The organism is Bathymodiolus thermophilus thioautotrophic gill symbiont, from assembly GCF_003711265.1.
Classification (GTDB): Bacteria; Pseudomonadota; Gammaproteobacteria; order PS1; family Pseudothioglobaceae; genus Thiodubiliella.
In genome coordinates, this window is the sequence record NZ_CP024634.1 from 503,592 (window position 1) to 523,394 (window position 19,803).

At 40.1% G+C, this 19,803-nt stretch carries 1 protein-coding gene (cut by a window edge); it reads right to left on the reverse strand.

What is annotated here, in order from left to right; genetic code table 11:
• Window positions 1-19,560, reverse strand: partial view of an Ig-like domain-containing protein gene (locus MS2017_RS01760; protein ID WP_122951064.1) — the 5' portion only. 15,183 nt of this gene lie to the left of the window's left edge; 19,560 of the gene's 34,743 nt are visible here — the first part of the coding sequence; its start codon is at window positions 19,558-19,560; the stop codon falls past the left edge of the window.
• Window positions 19,561-19,803: the final 243 nt, after the last annotated feature.

Below are 19,803 nucleotides of genomic sequence, written 5' to 3' on the forward strand. Positions count from 1 at the left end.
GTTGGCTTGAGTAGTGTTTGCATCAACTGTTATTGAACTGTGAACCAAGTATGCCGTTCCAGTTTCAGAACTTTGAACAGATATATTACCTGTATTTTTAGTTGTAACCGTGGTATTCAAAGTTGCAGAAGACCCAACAGTGTCTAAGGTGTAATCATTATCACTTAAGGTAAGAGCTGTAACATTGCCTGCCGTATCAATCACCCGAGCAGTTAAAGTGGCGCTTGCACCTGCTACCAAGGTAACAGCATCGTCTGCAGTTGCCCATGCGGTGTTAGTATTGGTATCGGTGTTGGTGGTTGCTATCCAATTTGTACCATCAGCACTGACTTGTAGCGCCTCATCGGCACTCAAAGTGAGTGCACTAGCCAAAGTCAAGCTAACTTTGACCGCACTGTCATTAGTAATACGGTCATTGTCCAATATACCTGTATCATTACTAATGGTAACCGTGTGTGTACCTGCTAGTGTCGCTGTTATTGTATTGTCAATAGTTACGCTTGAGGTTTGCCCTGAGCCATTCATGGCATTACCTGACAAAGTGCCTGATAAGGTAACCTGCACGATATATGCTTTATCACCATCCAATGCAGAAGTCCAACTAGCATCATTAACCAATGTCCAATTGCCATCAGTGTCTATACTTATTGCATTCTTTAAAGCATCGCCAACAATATGTTGTGCACCCCCATTACCTGAAACAAACTTAATCTCTGCAATAGACACATTACTAGCATTACTTTGATTTGTAACCTTACCTGTAATGGTAGCAGCCGCCAATTCATTAGCATTAATATAACTATCAGTAGCATCAACATCAGTACCAGACCAAACAACTGTCGTGCTTAAACTCGCCGCACTGAAAGTCCAGTCAGTAGCATTACTAATACCTGCAAAATCATTTCCCGCAACATCGGTTAACACACCAGCAGCAATCTCTATATAGTAAGACTTATTAGACTCTAAATCAGCACTTGGATTAATAGTTAAAGTACGGTTGTCTACACCACCAATGGTAATATTATTCCCAAGAATACTGAGTGTTTCAAACACAGTACCATCGCTACTTTCTTTAATGACAATATCACCTGTACCTTTAGCAATGGCTTCACTAAATATGGCAACAAGATCGCTACTAGATGCTATTTGCCCTGTGGTATTTGTAGTCATTGTAGGGGCAACCGTATCAACCGTAATAGCCAAAACAGCAGAAGCATCACTGGTATTACCTGCCGTATCCGTTGCTTTTGCAGTAATATTGTGCGTTGTGTCAGCACTTAAATCTATATCTTTAGAGAAGTTACCACTATTATCAGCCGTCACAGTTCCTAATGAAGTTGCACCATTAAATAACTCTACTGTGGCATTTGCTTCTGCAGTTCCAGAAAGGGTTAAAGCACTGGTTTGGCTAGTAATATTATCATCGTTACTCCCTGTGTTACTACTATCAGCCAAACTCAAACCTGTTGGCACACTTGGATTTGTCGTGTCAATTGTCACTGCACCCGCAGAAGCAGTTGAAATATTGCCTGCAATATCAACTGTATAAACCTTATATTCACCATCAACTAAACCAGTTGCCGCTAAATCAGTTGCAGTATCAACAGTTGTAATGGTAACTTTGTTTACTTTGTCTGCCAATGCAAAGGCGTCAAGGTTAGCTTGAGTAGTGTTTGCATCAACTGTTATTGAACTGTGAACCAAATATGCCGTGCCAATTTCAGAACTTTGAACAGATATATTACCTGTATTTTTAGTTGTAACCGTGGTGTTTAAAGTTGCAGAAGACCCAACAGTGTCTAAGGTGTAATCATTGTCACTTAAGGCAAGAACCGTAACATTGCCAGCCGTATCAATCACCCGAGCAGTTAAAGTATTTGTTCCTGTTACCAAAGTAACAGCATCATCTGCAGTTGCCCATGCGGTGTTAGTATTGGTATCGGTGTTGGTGGTTGCTACCCAATTTGCACCATCAGCACTGACTTGTAGTGTTTCATCATTTGCCAAGGTAAATGCACTGGCTAAGGTTAAACTAACCTTAACTGCGCTGTCATTAGTAATGCGGTCATTGTCCAATATACCTGTATCATTACTAATAGTAACCGTATGTGTACCTGCTAGTGTCGCTGTTATTGTATTGTCAATAGTTACGCTTGAGGTTTGACCTAAGCCACTCATGGCATTGCCTGACAAAGTGCCTGATAAGGTAACTTGCACGATATATGCCTTATCACCATCTAATGCAGAAGTCCAACTAGCATCATTAACCAATGTCCAATTGCCATCAGTGTCTATACTTATTGCATTCTTTAAAGCATCACTAACAATATGTTGTGCACCCCCATTACCTGAAATAAACTTAATCTCTGCAATAGACACATCGCTAGCATTACTTTGATTTGTAATCTTACCTGTAATGGTAGCCGCCGCCAATTCATTAGCATTGATATAACTATCAGTAGCATCAACATCAGTACCAGACCAAACAACTGTCGTGCTTAAACTCGCCGCACTGAAAGTCCAGTCAGTAGCATTACTAATACCTGCAAAATCATTTCCCGCAACATCGGTTAACACACCAGCAGCAATCTCTATATAGTAAGACTTGTTAGGCTCTAAATCAGCACTTGGATTAATAGTTAAAGTACGGTTGTCTGTACCACCAATGGTAATATTATTCCCAAGAATACTGAGTGTTTCAAACACAGTGCCATCGCCACTTTCTTTAATGACAATATCACCTGTACCTTTGGCAATGGCCTCACTAAATGTAGCAACCAGATCACTACTGGATGCTATTTGCCCTGTAGTATTTGTAGTCATTGTAGGGGCAACCGTATCAACCGTAATAGCCAAAACAGCAGAAGCATCACTGGTATTACCTGCCGTATCCGTTGCTTTTGCAGTAATATTGTGCGTTGTGTCAGCACTTAAATCTACATCTTTAGAGAAGTTACCACTATTATCAGCCGTCACAGTTCCTAATGAAGTTGCACCATTAAATAACTCTACTGTGGCATTTGCTTCTGCAGTTCCAGAAAGGGTTAAAGCACTGGTTTGGCTAGTAATATTATCATCGTTACTTCCTGTGTTACTACTATCAACCAAACTTAAACCTGTTGGCGCACTTGGATTTGTCGTGTCAATTGTCACTGCACCCGCAGAAGCAGTTGAAATATTGCCTGCAATATCAACTGTATAAACTTTGTATTCACCATCAACTAAACCAGTTGCCGCTAAATCAGTTGCAGTATCAACAGTTACAATAGTAACTTTGTTTACTTTGTCTGCCAATGCAAAGGTGTCAAGGTTGGCTTGAGTAGTGTTTGCATCAACTGTTATTGAACTGTGAACCAAGTATGCCGTTCCAGTTTCAGAACTTTGAACAGATATATTACCTGTATTTTTAGTTGTAACCGTGGTGTTTAAAGTTGCAGAAGACCCAACAGTGTCTAAGGTGTAATCATTGTCACTTAAGGCAAGAACCGTAACATTGCCAGCCGTATCAATCACCCGAGCAGTTAAAGTATTTGCTCCTGTTGCCAAAGTAACAGCATCGTCTGCAGTTGCCCATGCGGTGTTAGTGTTGGTATCGGTGTTAGTGGTTGCTACCCAATTTGTGCCATCAGCACTGACTTGTAGCGTTTCATCATTTGCCAAGGTAAGTGCATTTTCCAGGGTCAAACTAACTTTAACCGCACTATCATTAGTAATGCGATCATTGTCCAATATGCCTGCATCATTACTAATGGTAACTGTATGCGTGCCTGCTAGTGTGCTGGTGATGGTGTCGTCAATGGTGACGATTGAGGCTTGGCTTAAGCCACTCATGGCATTGCCTAACAAAGTACCTGATAAAGTAACCTGTACGATATATGCTTTGTCACTATCCAATGCAGAAGTCCAACTAGCATCATTAACCAATGTCCAATTACCATCAGTGTCTATGCTTATTGCATTCTTTAAAGCATCACTAATAATATGTTGTGCACCTCCATTACCTGAAATAAACTTAATCTCTGTAATAGACACATCGCTAGCATTACTTTGATTTGTAATCTTACCTGTAATGGTAGCAGCCGCCAATTCATTAGCATTGATATAACTATCAGTAGCATCAACATCAGTACCAGACCAAACAACTGTCGTACTTAAACTCGCCGCACTGAAAGTCCAGTCAGTAGCATTACTAATGCCTGCAAAATCATTTCCTGCAACATCGGTTAACACACCAGCAGCAATCTCTATGTAGTAAGACTTATTAGACTCTAAATCAGCACTTGGATTAATAGTTAAAGTTCGGTTGTCTGCACCACCAATGGTAACATTATTCCCAAGAATACTGAGTGTTTCAAACACAGTGCCATCGCCACTTTCTTTAATGACAATATCACCTGTACCTTTGGCAATGGCCTCACTAAATGTAGCAACCAGATCACTACTGGATGCTATTTGCCCTGTGGTGTTTGTAGTCATTGTAGGGGCAACCGTATCAACCGTAATAGCCAAAACAGCAGAAGCATCACTGGTATTGCCCGCCGTATCCGTTGCTTTTGCAGTAATATTATGCGTTGTGTCAGCACTTAAATCTATATCTTTAGAGAAGTTACCACCATTATCAGCCGTCACAGTTCCTAATGAAGTTGCACCATTAAATAACTCTACTGTGGCATTTGCTTCTGCAGTTCCAGAAAGGGTTAAAGCACTGGTTTGGCTAGTAATATTATCATCGTTACTTCCTGTGTTACCACTATCAGCCAAACTTAAACCTGTTGGCGCACTTGGATTTGTCGTGTCAATTGTCACTGTACCTGTTGAAGCAGTTGAAATATTGCCTGCAATATCAACCGTATAAACTTTGTATTCACCATCAACTAAACCAGTTGCCGCTAAATCAGTTGCAGTATCAACAGTTGCAATAGTAACTTTGTTTACCTTGTCTGCCAATGCAAAGGCGTCAAGGTTAGCTTGAGTAGTGTTTGCATCAACTGTTATTGAACTGTGAACCAAGTATGCCGTTCCAGTTTCAGAACTCTGAACAGATATATTACCTGTATTTTTAGTTGTAACCGTGGTGTTTAAAGTTGCAGAAGACCCAACGGTGTCTAAGGTGTAATCATTATCACTTAAGGTAAGAGCCGTAATATTGCCAGCCGTATCAATCACCCGAGCAGTTAAAGTATTTGCTCCTGTTGCCAAAGTAACAGCATCATCTGCAGTTGCCCATGCGGTGTTAGTGTTGGTATCGGTGTTGGTGGTTGCCACCCAATTTGTGCCATCAGCACTAACTTGTAGCGTTTCATCATTTGCCAAGGTAAGTGCATTTTCTAGGGTCAAACTAACTTTAACCGCACTATCATTAGTAATGCGATCATTGTCCAATATGCCTGCATCGTTACTAATGGTAACTGTGTGCGTACCTGCTAGTGTACCTATTATTGTATTGTCAATGGTTACGCTTGAGGTTCGCCCTAAGCCACTCATGGCATTGCCTAACAAAGTACCTGATAAAGTAACTTGCACGATATATGCTTTATCACCATCCAATGCAGAAGTCCAACTGGCATCATTAACCAATGTCCAATTGCCATCAGTATCTATGCTTATTGCATTCTTTAAAGCATCACTAACAATATGTTGTGCACCCCCATTGCCTGAAATAAACTTAATCTCTGCAATAGACACATCACTAGCATTACTTTGATTTGTAACCTTACCTGTAATGGTAGCCGCCGCCAATTCATTAGCATTGATATAACTATCAGTAGCATCAACATCAGTACCAGACCAAACAACTGTCGTACTTAAACTCGCCGCACTGAAAGTCCAGTCAGTAGCATTACTAATACCTGCAAAATCATTTCCCGCAACATCGGTTAACACACCAGCAGCAATCTCTATATAGTAAGACTTATTAGGCTCTAAATCAGCACTTGGATTAATAGTTAAAGTTCGGTTGTCTGCACCACCAATGGTAACATTATTCCCAAGAATACTGAGTGTTTCAAACACAGTACCATCGCTACTTTCTTTAATGACAATATCACCTGTACCTTTAGCAATGGCCTCACTAAATGTAGCAACCAGATCACTACTAGATGCTATTTGTCCTGTGGTATTTGTAGTCATTGTAGGAGCAACCGTATCAACCGTAATAGCCAAAACAGCAGAAGCATCACTGGTATTACCTGCCGTATCCGTTGCTTTTGCAGTAATATTATGCGTTGTATCAGCACTTAAATCCACATTTTTAGAGAAGTTACCACTATTATCAGCCGTCACAGTTCCTAATGAAGTTGCACCATTAAATAACTCTACTGTGGCATTTGCTTCTGCAGTTCCAGAAAGGGTTAAAGCACTGGTTTGGCTAGTAATATTATCATCGTTACTTCCTGTGTTACTACTATCAACCAAACTTAAACCTGTTGGCGCACTTGGATTTGTCGTGTCAATTGTCACTGCACCCGCAGAAGCAGTTGAAATATTGCCTGCAATATCAACTGTATAAACTTTGTATTCACCATCAACTAAACCAGTTGCCGCTAAATCAGTTGCAGTATCAACAGTTACAATAGTAACTTTGTTTACTTTGTCTGCCAATGCAAAGGTGTCAAGGTTGGCTTGAGTAGTGTTTGCATCAACTGTTATTGAACTGTGAACCAAGTATGCCGTTCCAGTTTCAGAACTTTGAACAGATATATTACCTGTATTTTTAGTTGTAACCGTGGTATTCAAAGTTGCAGAAGACCCAACAGTGTCTAAGGTGTAATCATTATCACTTAAGGTAAGAGCTGTAACATTGCCTGCCGTATCAATCACCCGAGCAGTTAAAGTGGCGCTTGCACCTGCTACCAAGGTAACAGCATCGTCTGCAGTTGCCCATGCGGTGTTAGTATTGGTATCGGTGTTGGTGGTTGCTACCCAATTTGTACCATCAGCACTGACTTGTAGTGTTTCATCATTTGCCAAGGTAAATGCACTGGCCAAAGTTAAACTAACTTTGACCACACTGTCATTAGTAATGCGGTCATTGTCCAATATACCTGCATCATTACTAATAGTAACCGTATGTGTACCTGCTAGTGTCGCTGTTATTGTATTGTCAATAGTTACGCTTGAGGTTTGCCCTAAGCCATTCATGGCATTGCCTGACAAAGTACCTGATAAGGTAACTTGCACGATATATGCTTTATCACCATCCAATGCAGAAGTCCAACTAGCATCATTAACCAATGTCCAATTGCCATCAGTGTCTATACTTATTGCATTCTTTAAAGCATCGCCAACAATATGTTGTGCACCCCCATTACCTGAAACAAACTTAATCTCTGCAATAGACACATTACTAGCATTACTTTGATTTGTAACCTTACCTGTAATGGTAGCAGCCGCCAATTCATTAGCATTAATATAACTATCAGTAGCATCAACATCAGTACCAGACCAAACAACTGTCGTGCTTAAACTCGCCGCACTGAAAGTCCAGTCAGTAGCATTACTAATACCTGCAAAATCATTTCCCGCAACATCGGTTAACACACCAGCAGCAATCTCTATATAGTAAGACTTATTAGACTCTAAATCAGCACTTGGATTAATAGTTAAAGTACGGTTGTTTACACCACCAATGGTAATATTATTCCCAAGAATACTGAGTGTTTCAAACACAGTGCCACCACTTTCTTTAATGACAATATCACCTGTACCTTTAGCAATGGCTTCACTAAATATGGCAACAAGATCGCTACTAGATGCTATTTGCCCTGTGGTATTTGTAGTCATTGTAGGGGCAACCGTATCAACCGTAATAGCCAAAACAGCAGAAGCATCACTGGTATTACCTGCCGTATCCGTTGCTTTTGCAGTAATATTGTGCGTTGTGTCAGCACTTAAATCTATATCTTTAGAGAAGTTACCACTATTATCAGCCGTCACAGTTCCTAATGAAGTTGCACCATTAAATAACTCTACTGTGGCATTTGCTTCTGCAGTTCCAGAAAGGGTTAAAGCACTGGTTTGGCTAGTAATATTATCATCGTTACTTCCTGTGTTACTACTATCAACCAAACTTAAACCTGTTGGCGCACTTGGATTTGTCGTGTCAATTGTCACTGCACCCGCAGAAGCAGTTGAAATATTGCCTGCAATATCAACTGTATAAACTTTGTATTCACCATCAACTAAACCAGTTGCCGCTAAATCAGTTGCAGTATCAACAGTTACAATAGTAACTTTGTTTACTTTGTCTGCCAATGCAAAGGTGTCAAGGTTGGCTTGAGTAGTGTTTGCATCAACTGTTATTGAACTGTGAACCAAGTATGCCGTTCCAGTTTCAGAACTTTGAACAGATATATTACCTGTATTTTTAGTTGTAACCGTGGTGTTTAAAGTTGCAGAAGACCCAACGGTGTCTAAGGTGTAATCATTGTCACTTAAGGCAAGAACCGTAACATTGCCAGCCGTATCAATCACCCGAGCAGTTAAAGTATTTGAACCTGTTACCAAAGTAACAGCATCGTCTGCAGTTGCCCATGCGGTGTTAGTATTGGTATCGGTGTTGGTGGTTGCTACCCAATTTGTACCATCAGCACTGACTTGTAGTGTTTCATCATTTGCCAAGGTAAGTGCATTTTCTAGGGTCAAACTAACTTTAACCGCACTATCATTAGTAATGCGATCATTGTCCAATATGCCTGCATCGTTACTAATGGTAACTGTGTGCGTACCTGCTAGTGTACCTATTATTGTATTGTCAGTGGTTACGCTTGAGGTTTGCCCTAAGCCACTCATGGCATTGCCTAACAAAGTACCTGATAAAGTAACCTGCACGATATATGCTTTATCACTATCCAATACAGAAGTCCAACTAGCATCATTAACCAATGTCCAATTGCCATCAGTATCTATGCTTATTGCACTCTTTAAAGCATCGCCAACAATATGTTGTGCACCCCCATTGCCTGAAATAAACTTAATCTCTGTAATAGACACATCACTAGCATTACTTTGATTTGTAATCTTACCTGTAATGGTAGCAGCCGCCAATTCGTTAGCATTAATATAACTATCAGTAGCATCAACATCAGTACCAGACCAAACAACTGTCGTACTTAAACTCGCCGCACTGAAAGTCCAGTCAGTAGCATTACTAATACCTGCAAAATCATTTCCCGCAACATCGGTTAACACACCAGCAGCAATCTCTATATAGTAAGACTTATTAGGCTCTAAATCAGCACTTGGATTAATAGTTAAAGTTCGGTTGTCTGCACCACCAATGGTAATATTATTCCCAAGAATACTGAGTGTTTCAAACACAGTACCATCGCTACTTTCTTTAATGACAATATCACCTGTACCTTTGGCAATGGCCTCACTAAATGTAGCAACAAGATCGCTACTAGATGCTATTTGTCCTGTGGTGTTTGTAGTCATTGTAGGAGCAACCGTATCAACCGTAATAGCCAAAACAGCAGAAGCATCACTGGTATTACCTGCCGTATCCGTTGCTTTTGCAGTAATATTGTGCGTTGTGTCAGCACTTAAATCTATATCTTTAGAGAAGTTACCATCACTATCGGCTACCAGAGTTCCTAATGAAGTTGCACCATTAAATAACTCTACTGTGGCATTTGCTTCTGCAGTTCCAGAAAGGGTTAAAGCACTGGTTTGGCTAGTAATATTATCATCGTTACTTCCTGTGTTACTACTATCAGCCAAACTCAAACCTATTGGCGCACTTGGATTTGTTGTGTCAATTGTCACTGTACCCGTTGAAGCAGTTGAAATATTGCCTGCAATATCAACCGTATAAACCTTATATTCACCATCAACTAAACCAGTTGCCGCTAAATCAGTTGCAGTATCAACAGTTGCAATAGTAACTTTGTTTACCTTGTCTGCCAATGCAAAGGCGTCAAGGTTAGCTTGAGTAGTATTTGCATCAACTGTTATTGAACTGTGAACCAAATATGCCGTGCCAGTTTCAGAACTTTGAACAGATATATTACCTGTATTTTTAGTTGTAACCGTGGTGTTTAAAGTTGCAGAAGACCCAACAGTGTCTAAGGTGTAATCATTGTCACTTAAGGCAAGAACCGTAACATTGCCAGCCGTATCGATCACCCGAGCAGTTAAAGTATTTGAACCTGTTACCAAAGTAACAGCATCATCTGCAGTTGCCCATGCGGTGTTAGTGTTGGTATCGGTGTTAGTGGTTGCCACCCAATTTGTGCCATCAGCACTAACTTGTAGCGTTTCATCATTTGCCAAGGTAAGTGCATTTTCCAGGGTCAAACTAACTTTAACCGCACTATCATTAGTAATGCGATCATTGTCCAATATGCCTGCATCATTACTAATGGTAACTGTATGCGTGCCTGCTAGTGTGCTGGTGATGGTGTCGTCAATGGTTACGCTTGAGGTTTGGCTTAAGCCACTCATGGCATTACCTAACAAAGTACCTGATAAAGTAACCTGCACGATATATGCTTTATCACTATCCAATGCAGAAGTCCAACTAGCATCATTAACCAATGTCCAATTGCCATCGGTGTCTATGCTTATTGCATTCTTTAAAGCATCACTAATAATATGTTGCGCACCTCCATTACCTGAAATAAACTTAATCTCTGTAATAGACACATCGCTAGCATTACTTTGATTTGTAATCTTACCTGTAATGGTAGCAGCCGCCAATTCATTAGCATTAATATAACTATCAGTAGCATCAACATCAGTACCAGACCAAACAACTGTCGTACTTAAACTCGCCGCACTGAAAGTCCAGTCAGTAGCATTACTAATACCTGCAAAATCATTTCCCGCAACATCGGTTAACACACCAGCAGCAATCTCTATATAGTAAGACTTATTAGGCTCTAAATCAGCACTTGGATTAATAGTTAAAGTTCGGTTGTCTGCACCACCAATGGTAACATTATTCCCAAGAATACTGAGTGTTTCAAACACAGTACCATCGCTACTTTCTTTAATGACAATATCACCTGTACCTTTAGCAATGGCCTCACTAAATGTAGCAACCAGATCACTACTAGATGCTATTTGTCCTGTGGTATTTGTAGTCATTGTAGGAGCAACCGTATCAACCGTAATAGCCAAAACAGCAGAAGCATCACTGGTATTACCTGCCGTATCCGTTGCTTTTGCAGTAATATTATGCGTTGTATCAGCACTTAAATCCACATTTTTAGAGAAGTTACCACTATTATCAGCCGTCACAGTTCCTAATGAAGTTGCACCATTAAATAACTCTACTGTGGCATTTGCTTCTGCAGTTCCAGAAAGGGTTAAAGCACTGGTTTGGCTAGTAATATTATCATCGTTACTTCCTGTGTTGCTACTATCAGCCAAACTTAAACCTGTTGGCGCACTTGGGTTTGTCGTGTCAATTGTCACTGCACCCGCAGAAGCAGTTGAAATATTGCCTGCAATATCAACCGTATAAACCTTATATTCGCCATCAACTAAATCAGTTGCCGCTAAATCAGTTGCAGTATCAACAGTTGCAATAGTAACTTTGTTTACCTTGTCTGCCAATGCAAAGGCGTCAAGGTTAGCTTGAGTAGTGTTTGCATCAACTGTTATTGAACTGTGAACCAAGTATGCCGTTCCAGTTTCAGAACTTTGAACAGATATATTACCTGTATTTTTAGTTGTAACCGTGGTGTTTAAAGTTGCAGAAGACCCAACAGTGTCTAAGGTGTAATCATTGTCACTTAAGGCAAGAACCGTAACATTGCCAGCCGTATCAATCACCCGAGCAGTTAAAGTATTTGCTCCTGTTGCCAAAGTAACAGCATCGTCTGCAGTTGCCCATGCGGTGTTAGTGTTGGTATCGGTGTTAGTGGTTGCTACCCAATTTGTGCCATCAGCACTGACTTGTAGCGTTTCATCATTTGCCAAGGTAAGTGCATTTTCCAAGGTTAAACTAACCTTGACTGCACTGTCATTAGTAATGCGGTCATTGTCCAATATGCCTGCATCATTACTAATGGTAACTGTGTGTGTACCTGCTAGTGTGCCTATTATTGTATTGTCAATGGTTACGCTTAAGGTTTGACCTAAGCCATTTATAGTATTGCCTGACAAAGTGCCTGATAAGGCAATTTGCACGATATATGCTTTATCACTATCCAATGCAGAAGTCCAACTGGCATCATTAACCAATGTCCAATTGCCATCAGTATCTATGCTTATTGCATTCTTTAAAGCATCGCCAACAATATGTTGAGTGCCTCCATTGTCTGAAACAAACTTAATCTCTGCAATAGACACATCGCTAGCATTACTTTGATTTGTAATCTTACCTGTGATTGTGGTAGCTGCCAATTCATTGGCATTGATATAGCTATCAGTAGCATCAACATCAGTACCAGACCAAGCAACTGTCGTACTTAAACTCGCCGCACTGAAAGTCCAATCAGTGGCATTATTAATACCTGCAAAATCATTCCCTGCAACATCGGTTAATACACCAGTAGCAATCTCTATATAGTAAGACTTATTAGACTCTAAATCAGCACTTGGATTAATAGTTAAAGTACGGTTGTCTGCACCACCAATGGTAACATTATTCCCAAGAATACTGAGTGTTTCAAACACAGTGCCATCGCCACTTTCTTTAATGACAATATCACCTGTACCTTTGGCAATGGCCTCACTAAATATGGCAACCAGATCACTACTGGATGCTATTTGCCCTGTGGTGTTTGTAGTCATTGTAGGAGCAACCGTATCAACCGTAATAGCCAAAACAGCAGAAGCATCACTGGTATTGCCTGCCGTATCCGTTGCTTTTGCAGTAATATTATGCGTTGTGTCAGCACTTAAATCTATATCTTTAGAGAAGTTACCACTGTTATCAGCCGTCACAGTTCCTAATGAAGTTGCACCATTAAATAACTCTACTGTGGCATTTGCTTCTGCAGTTCCAGAAAGGGTTAAAGCACTGGTTTGGCTAGTAATATTATCATCGTTACTTCCTGTGTTACTACTATCAGCCAAACTCAAACCTGTTGGCACACTTGGATTTGTCGTGTCAATTGTCACTGTACCCGCAGAAGCAGTTGAAATATTGCCTGCAATATCAACTGTATAAACCTTATATTCACCATCAACTAAACCAGTTGCCGCTAAATCAGTTGCAGTATCAACAGTTGTAATGGTAACTTTGTTTACCTTGTCTGCCAATGCAAAGGCGTCAAGGTTAGCTTGAGTAGTATTTGCATCAACTGTTATTGAACTGTGAACCAAGTATGCCGTGCCAATTTCAGAACTTTGAACAGATATATTACCTGTATTTTTAGTTGTAACCGTGGTGTTTAAAGTTGCAGAAGACCCAACAGTGTCTAAGGTGTAATCATTGTCACTTAAGGCAAGAACCGTAACATTGCCAGCCGTATCAATCACCCGAGCAGTTAAAGTATTTGCTCCTGTTGCCAAAGTAACAGCATCGTCTGCAGTTGCCCATGCGGTGTTAGTGTTGGTATCGGTGTTAGTGGTTGCTACCCAATTTGTGCCATCAGCACTGACTTGTAGCGTTTCATCATTTGCCAAGGTAAGTGCATTTTCCAGGGTCAAACTAACTTTAACCGCACTATCATTAGTAATGCGATCATTGTCCAATATGCCTGCATCATTACTAATGGTAACTGTATGCGTGCCTGCTAGTGTGCTGGTGATGGTGTCGTCAATGGTGACGATTGAGGCTTGGCTTAAGCCACTCATGGCATTGCCTAACAAAGTACCTGATAAAGTAACCTGTACGATATATGCTTTGTCACTATCCAATGCAGAAGTCCAGCTAGCATCATTAACCAATGTCCAATTACCATCAGTGTCTATGCTTATTGCATTCTTTAAAGCATCACTAATAATATGTTGCGCACCTCCATTACCTGAAATAAACTTAATCTCTGTAATAGACACATCGCTAGCATTACTTTGATTTGTAATCTTACCTGTAATGGTAGCAGCCGCCAATTCATTAGCATTAATATAACTATCAGTAGCATCAACATCAGTACCAGACCAAACAACTGTCGTACTTAAACTCGCCGCACTGAAAGTCCAGTCAGTAGCATTACTAATACCTGCAAAATCATTTCCCGCAACATCGGTTAACACACCAGCAGCAATCTCTATATAGTAAGACTTATTAGACTCTAAATCAGCACTTGGATTAATAGTTAAAGTACGGTTGTCTACACCACCAATGGTAATATTATTCCCAAGAATACTGAGTGTTTCAAACACAGTGCCACCACTTTCTTTAATGACAATATCACCTGTACCTTTAGCAATGGCCTCACTAAATGTAGCAACCAGATCACTACTAGATGCTATTTGTCCTGTGGTATTTGTAGTCATTGTAGGAGCAACCGTATCAACCGTAATAGCCAAAACAGCAGAAGCATCACTGGTATTACCTGCCGTATCCGTTGCTTTTGCAGTAATATTGTGCGTTGTGTCGGCGCTTAAATCTACATCTTTAGAGAAGTTACCACTATTATCAGCTGTCACAGTTCCTAATGAAGTTGCACCATTAAATAACTCTACTGTGGCATTTGCTTCTGCAGTTCCAGAAAGGGTTAAAGCACTGGTTTGACTAGTAATATTATCATCGTTACTTCCTGTGTTACTACTATCAGCCAAGCTTAAATTTGTTGGCGCAGTTGGCCCTTGTGTATCAAGAACAAAGTTACCTGCGTTGCTTATTGTCGTATTGCCTGCTTTATCAGTTACAGTAGTTTGAACACTTATTGCACCTTCGCCTAAAGTGGTTAAATCATTCGCAACCAAGGCAATGGATTCTGCAGTACCTGAAGCAGAAGCAATGTTTCTGGTTATTGTGCCATTTGTGCCTGTGAACACAACTTCTACAGTGCTGCCTGTCTCAGCAGTAAAACTAAGAACATTGGCCATGGCTTCGGCAGCAGTTTTGTTGGCATCGCCCACTAGCATCACATCCGTTAAGGTTGGATTGATGGCGTCTAGGACAATATTTTGCACATCACTGATCGCACTTGTATTGCCTGTAACATCGGTAATAACAGCAGTAATCGCTACTGTGTTGTCATTTGAGCCTAAGTCTGATTTGGCAATATTGATGGTTGCCTTACCCGCATTAACTTCAATAGTTGTTACAGTGTGGGCAGCATTAAAGTTAACACCATCCTTTTTAAGTTGAATGGTATCGCCAGCAACCATTTCTGTAGATGAAATTTCTAAATTAACACTGGTTTCAGTCGCATTAATATATTTATCTTCTCCTGTTGCAAAGCCAATCACTGGTTTTGCAGTTGCAACGGTGTCAATAATAATTGAATGCTCTATTAAAGTTTCTGGATTGCCAGCAACATCGCTAACTCTGGCGGTAATTTTACTGGTGGCATTATCAGCGGGTACTTCGTTGGCTGTATAAGTAAGAGACCAATCGCCATTGTCGTCAACTACTACAGTTTTTTCTGTGCCATTGTCCCAAGAGACGGTAACAGTTTGCCCAATGGCATCCGAGGTACCAGAAATAACAATGCTGGCATTTTTATCGCTAAGATTGATTTTGTCATCAGTGCTAACGGCGTTAATAGTAAGTGTTGCTGGAGAAGTGTCAAAAGTAACGGCATCACTGTATTGGTTGATTTCAGTGTTACCACTTTTAAGGTAAATTCTAGCTTTGTAAGTTACGCCATCTACAAACTCTATATTGCTTAAGTTTTGCGACCAATGTTTATTACTGTTAACTACAACATTGGTAATAGTAAGATCTGGAACTAATGTTAATACATCGTTTGCAGTTACTGTATAAAACTCAATTTTATCTACAGTAGCTTGGACACCTATTAGGTCACCTGATAAAACGGCATTAGATTTTTCACTGGCATTGATATAGGTATCAGTGCTACTTACGCCTGTTAAATTGATAGAAGTAGAGAGTGCTTTGACTTCAAACGCCCATTGATTGTTGTCTTTAGTAATGGCTGCGGCATCATTACCTGCCATATCAGTGATTACCCCACTTGCCATTTTTAGATAAAAAGAACCTTCAGGTAGGTCATTTGTTGGATTTATGGTTAGTATGTTGCCATTAATATCACTGTTGCTAATGGCAATGGTTTCAACTTTGCTATTAGTATTCCAAATTTCGACATTGCCACCTTGGGTTTTAATGTTTTCATTGAAACTAATCGTTAGATCTGATTCGCTGTTTAGTATAGCGTTGACTTGTGTTGTTAAACTAGGGGCAACAGTGTCAATTTTCAATGTTTGAATATCATTGCTTGTATTGCCTGCAGCATCTGTTGCGATTACCAGCACTGCGTTATCAATAACAAGTGTCAAAGTACCAGAATCAGGTACTGTATTCGTATCAATAGACCAGTTGCCATTAGTGGCCACAGTGGTGTAAGTTGCGCCAGCTACAATCACTCTTATTGCAGCATCCACTTCAGCAGTACCGCTAATTTCTGGCGTGGCATCGTTGGTTAATGCACTTGAAGTAATATTGACTTCGGGCGGCGTTTCATCAAATTTTTGGATAAATTCAAATGCAGCAATATTTGATCGCCCTGAGGTTTGACCTGTTGCCATACCATCTGCAATGTTAACGGTAATATTGCTGTTTTCTAGTGCATCTTTTGGTGTTACAGTCAAGGTAAAGACTTTGTTTGCTGTAGTTGGCGTAAGTGTGCCTTTGATAAGGTTTGCATCTGCATCACCAAAGTCGATGTCGGTAAGTTCAAATCCACTAACTGCTTCGGTAAATGCAAAGGTTAGCGTAAATGCACCATTAGTTCCATCAGGTTTGTCACTTGTTATGGTAATTACTGGACGATCTACTATCGTAATGGCGACTTCATGAGTTTTGGCATTGCCAGCGGCGTCAGTTGCAGTAATAACAATGTTATCTGCTTCGGTTGTGACTGTGGTGGGGGTAACTTTATAGGTTACAACGCCAGTGTCCTTGTCAATGTTAAATTTGTCGCTATTAATTGTATATTCAACATTGTCATCTCCATTACTAACATTGGCATCATAAACGGCAATATCTTGACCAACAGCACCCACACCTTTTTCACTACTGGTAAAGATTGGGTCAATGGTATCAATAATAACGCCTGTGGCAATATTATTGGTAATTACAACGGCCGTCATGGCGTTGCCAGCAATATCTGTTGGTGGCATAGAATTGTCAATGGCAAAACTGTCAACACTAAGGTTGTTATTATTTTGAGATGCTTCAACTGTATAAGTACCTGTTAAGGTTGTGCCTTCTACGGCAGCCGTTAATTCAACAGCAGTACCTGTATTTAAGGTTATGGTTATTTTGGCACCTGCTTTAACAGATTCGCTAACAGTGGCAGTAAGGCTAATTTCCGCCCCTTCTTTGTAAGCACCAGGTGCTGCACTAAAGGCAGTAATAACTGGTGCAATAGTATCCACTTTAAATATTTGATCAGCACTGGCGATATTATTGACATTGCCAGCAAGGTCGGTAATGCTTTTAACTGAAACTAAGATGTTATCTGCTGACAGGGTGCTTAAATCAGTTTGCTGAATAGCAATGGTTGCCTTGCCATTCTCAACATCAAGAGAAGTTACTGTATAAACAGAACCTAGGTCGGTTTTATTATCACCACCTTTTTGCAATTGAATGACATCACCCGTTGTTATGTTGTCATAAGTTACTTCAAGATGGGCAACCTTATCTGCGCCAACAAGATTGCTTTCACCTGATTTGATAGCAATAGTTGCCTCAGTAGGGGCAATGCCATCGTAGATATAGTCGTGACGAGCAATGCCACCGTCTTTATCAGCCATAATTTTTTCGGCAGTGGCAGTGGTGGTAATTATTGTTTTGGTAATAACAAATTGAATAGAACTGTTTGTATTTTTTGTGAAGGTTTGAGACCATGCAACCGTTTTATTGTCATTACTCCAAACAATATTTGTGCCTGTAGTGCTAATATCTGTCCAAGTTTTACCGCCATCAACAGAGCCCCAAAGTTTTTTGCCACCAGATAGTGCGTCATCCAGAGTAGCGCCAATCACTAAAGTGTCGTCATTTGTGATGAAATCAGCGGCACCTGTATCGCTTGTAATCGTGATGTCTGAGACGGCTATTTGCAAGCTATTAAAACGGTCAATAGTTTCAATAGCCATTTTAATAAAATTTTGAGCCTCTAGATTTTTCGCAACAGCCTGATCGTATGCTTTTTGCGCAGCATCAAGCGTTTGTTTTTGGGCACTTGTAGCGTTATCACCAGCAGCATCAACTGCATCTTGGGCAGTTTTTAATGCTTTTTCTGCGTTATCAACATCAGCTTCAGTAATAACTTTATCTGCTTCTGCTTTTGCCTTAACGGCAATAGCGCCAATAATCAGTGCATCAAAGGCGGTTTTGTTTAAAGCGCCAGTGCTGGCAATGATATCAGCCATTTTTTCAATTACTTTTTCGAATGTGTTGGTAGCAGGGGTATTTCTCATGCCAGAAAGTGCGGCAGCTACTTGACCTGCTTGTTCTGCTTGTGCATTGCTTTCATCGCCTGAACTGTTAATTGTATCAATATCTGTATTAATTGCACTGCCCAATAAATCAAAAGACGCATTGACTTTTTCATTCCACTTGTTGATATCTGTTGCGCTTAATGCGATAGTTGTGGTGGTTTTATCTACGCCAAGAATTTTAGCAACCACAGAAGAGCGAACGCTAATATCAATTGTATTTTCACCTGAACTAATATAAGCAACAGCAAACAAATCACTGTCTAATACTTCACGACCATTGAGTTCATCTACATGGCGTATGTCAGATTTTGTTAATTTTACATAAACAGCCCCTATGTAATCAGCATTGTCACCTGTCAAGATGATTGTGTACTGACCATTCTCATTAAGCGCACTAGATCCTATTAATGTGCCAGTGCCATCGGCTTTATATACCTTAATTGAGTCGTTTGTGCCACCGTCTATATATTTACCTGCTGAGATGGTTCCCGCAATGACAGTGTTAGCACTATCACCATCATCATTGCCACCATTATTACTAGCAATCATTATAGCCAAAAATGCGATTACACCTGCAATATTCGAAGTAACCGTATCGTAGAAACTTTGTGTACTGGTGCTTACTGCGCCAGATTCTGTAAAAACAATGGATTGTTCACCATAAAAATACACAACTTGTGTGCCACCTTCTAAAGTAAAGAATACATCGGCAACAATATAATAAAGTCCACCACTTTCAGTAGGTAGGGAAACCAAACAAGCTAAATCAGCGGCGCAAACATTAAAATAGTTGTCAAAGATGATAGTGCTATCTTCTAGCGTTACCTCTAAATCATCACCTATTTTTTTGGCAATTAGGCTCGGCTTTTTGGTGTCAAAATTTTCAAAATTTAGTTGATAGGATACGCCTGCTTGAACTTGGATATGCTGAACACCTTCGGTAACAACAACAGCCTCTTTATTAAGTTTATTGGCGACATTTTTTGCTTTGGTTTGCAATGTTTTAATTTGTTTTTGTGTTTTTACTTGCATAGCTATTCCTCATGTTATGTTCGTATCGTTCTAGTTTCTGGTATTCGCACATCCTTTTCTATAGAAATAAAATGCCTTTTGATGGCAATTGCATGAATTTATTTCTATGTTTACAGCTAATTTAATCGGTGTTAATTTTTGTAAATTTTGTGATAGCAAGAGTTAATGCTGTTCACATTTTTCTATACTTTGGATCGGAGTTAATTTTGTTACTTACCAATATTATATACAGGTTAAAACGCA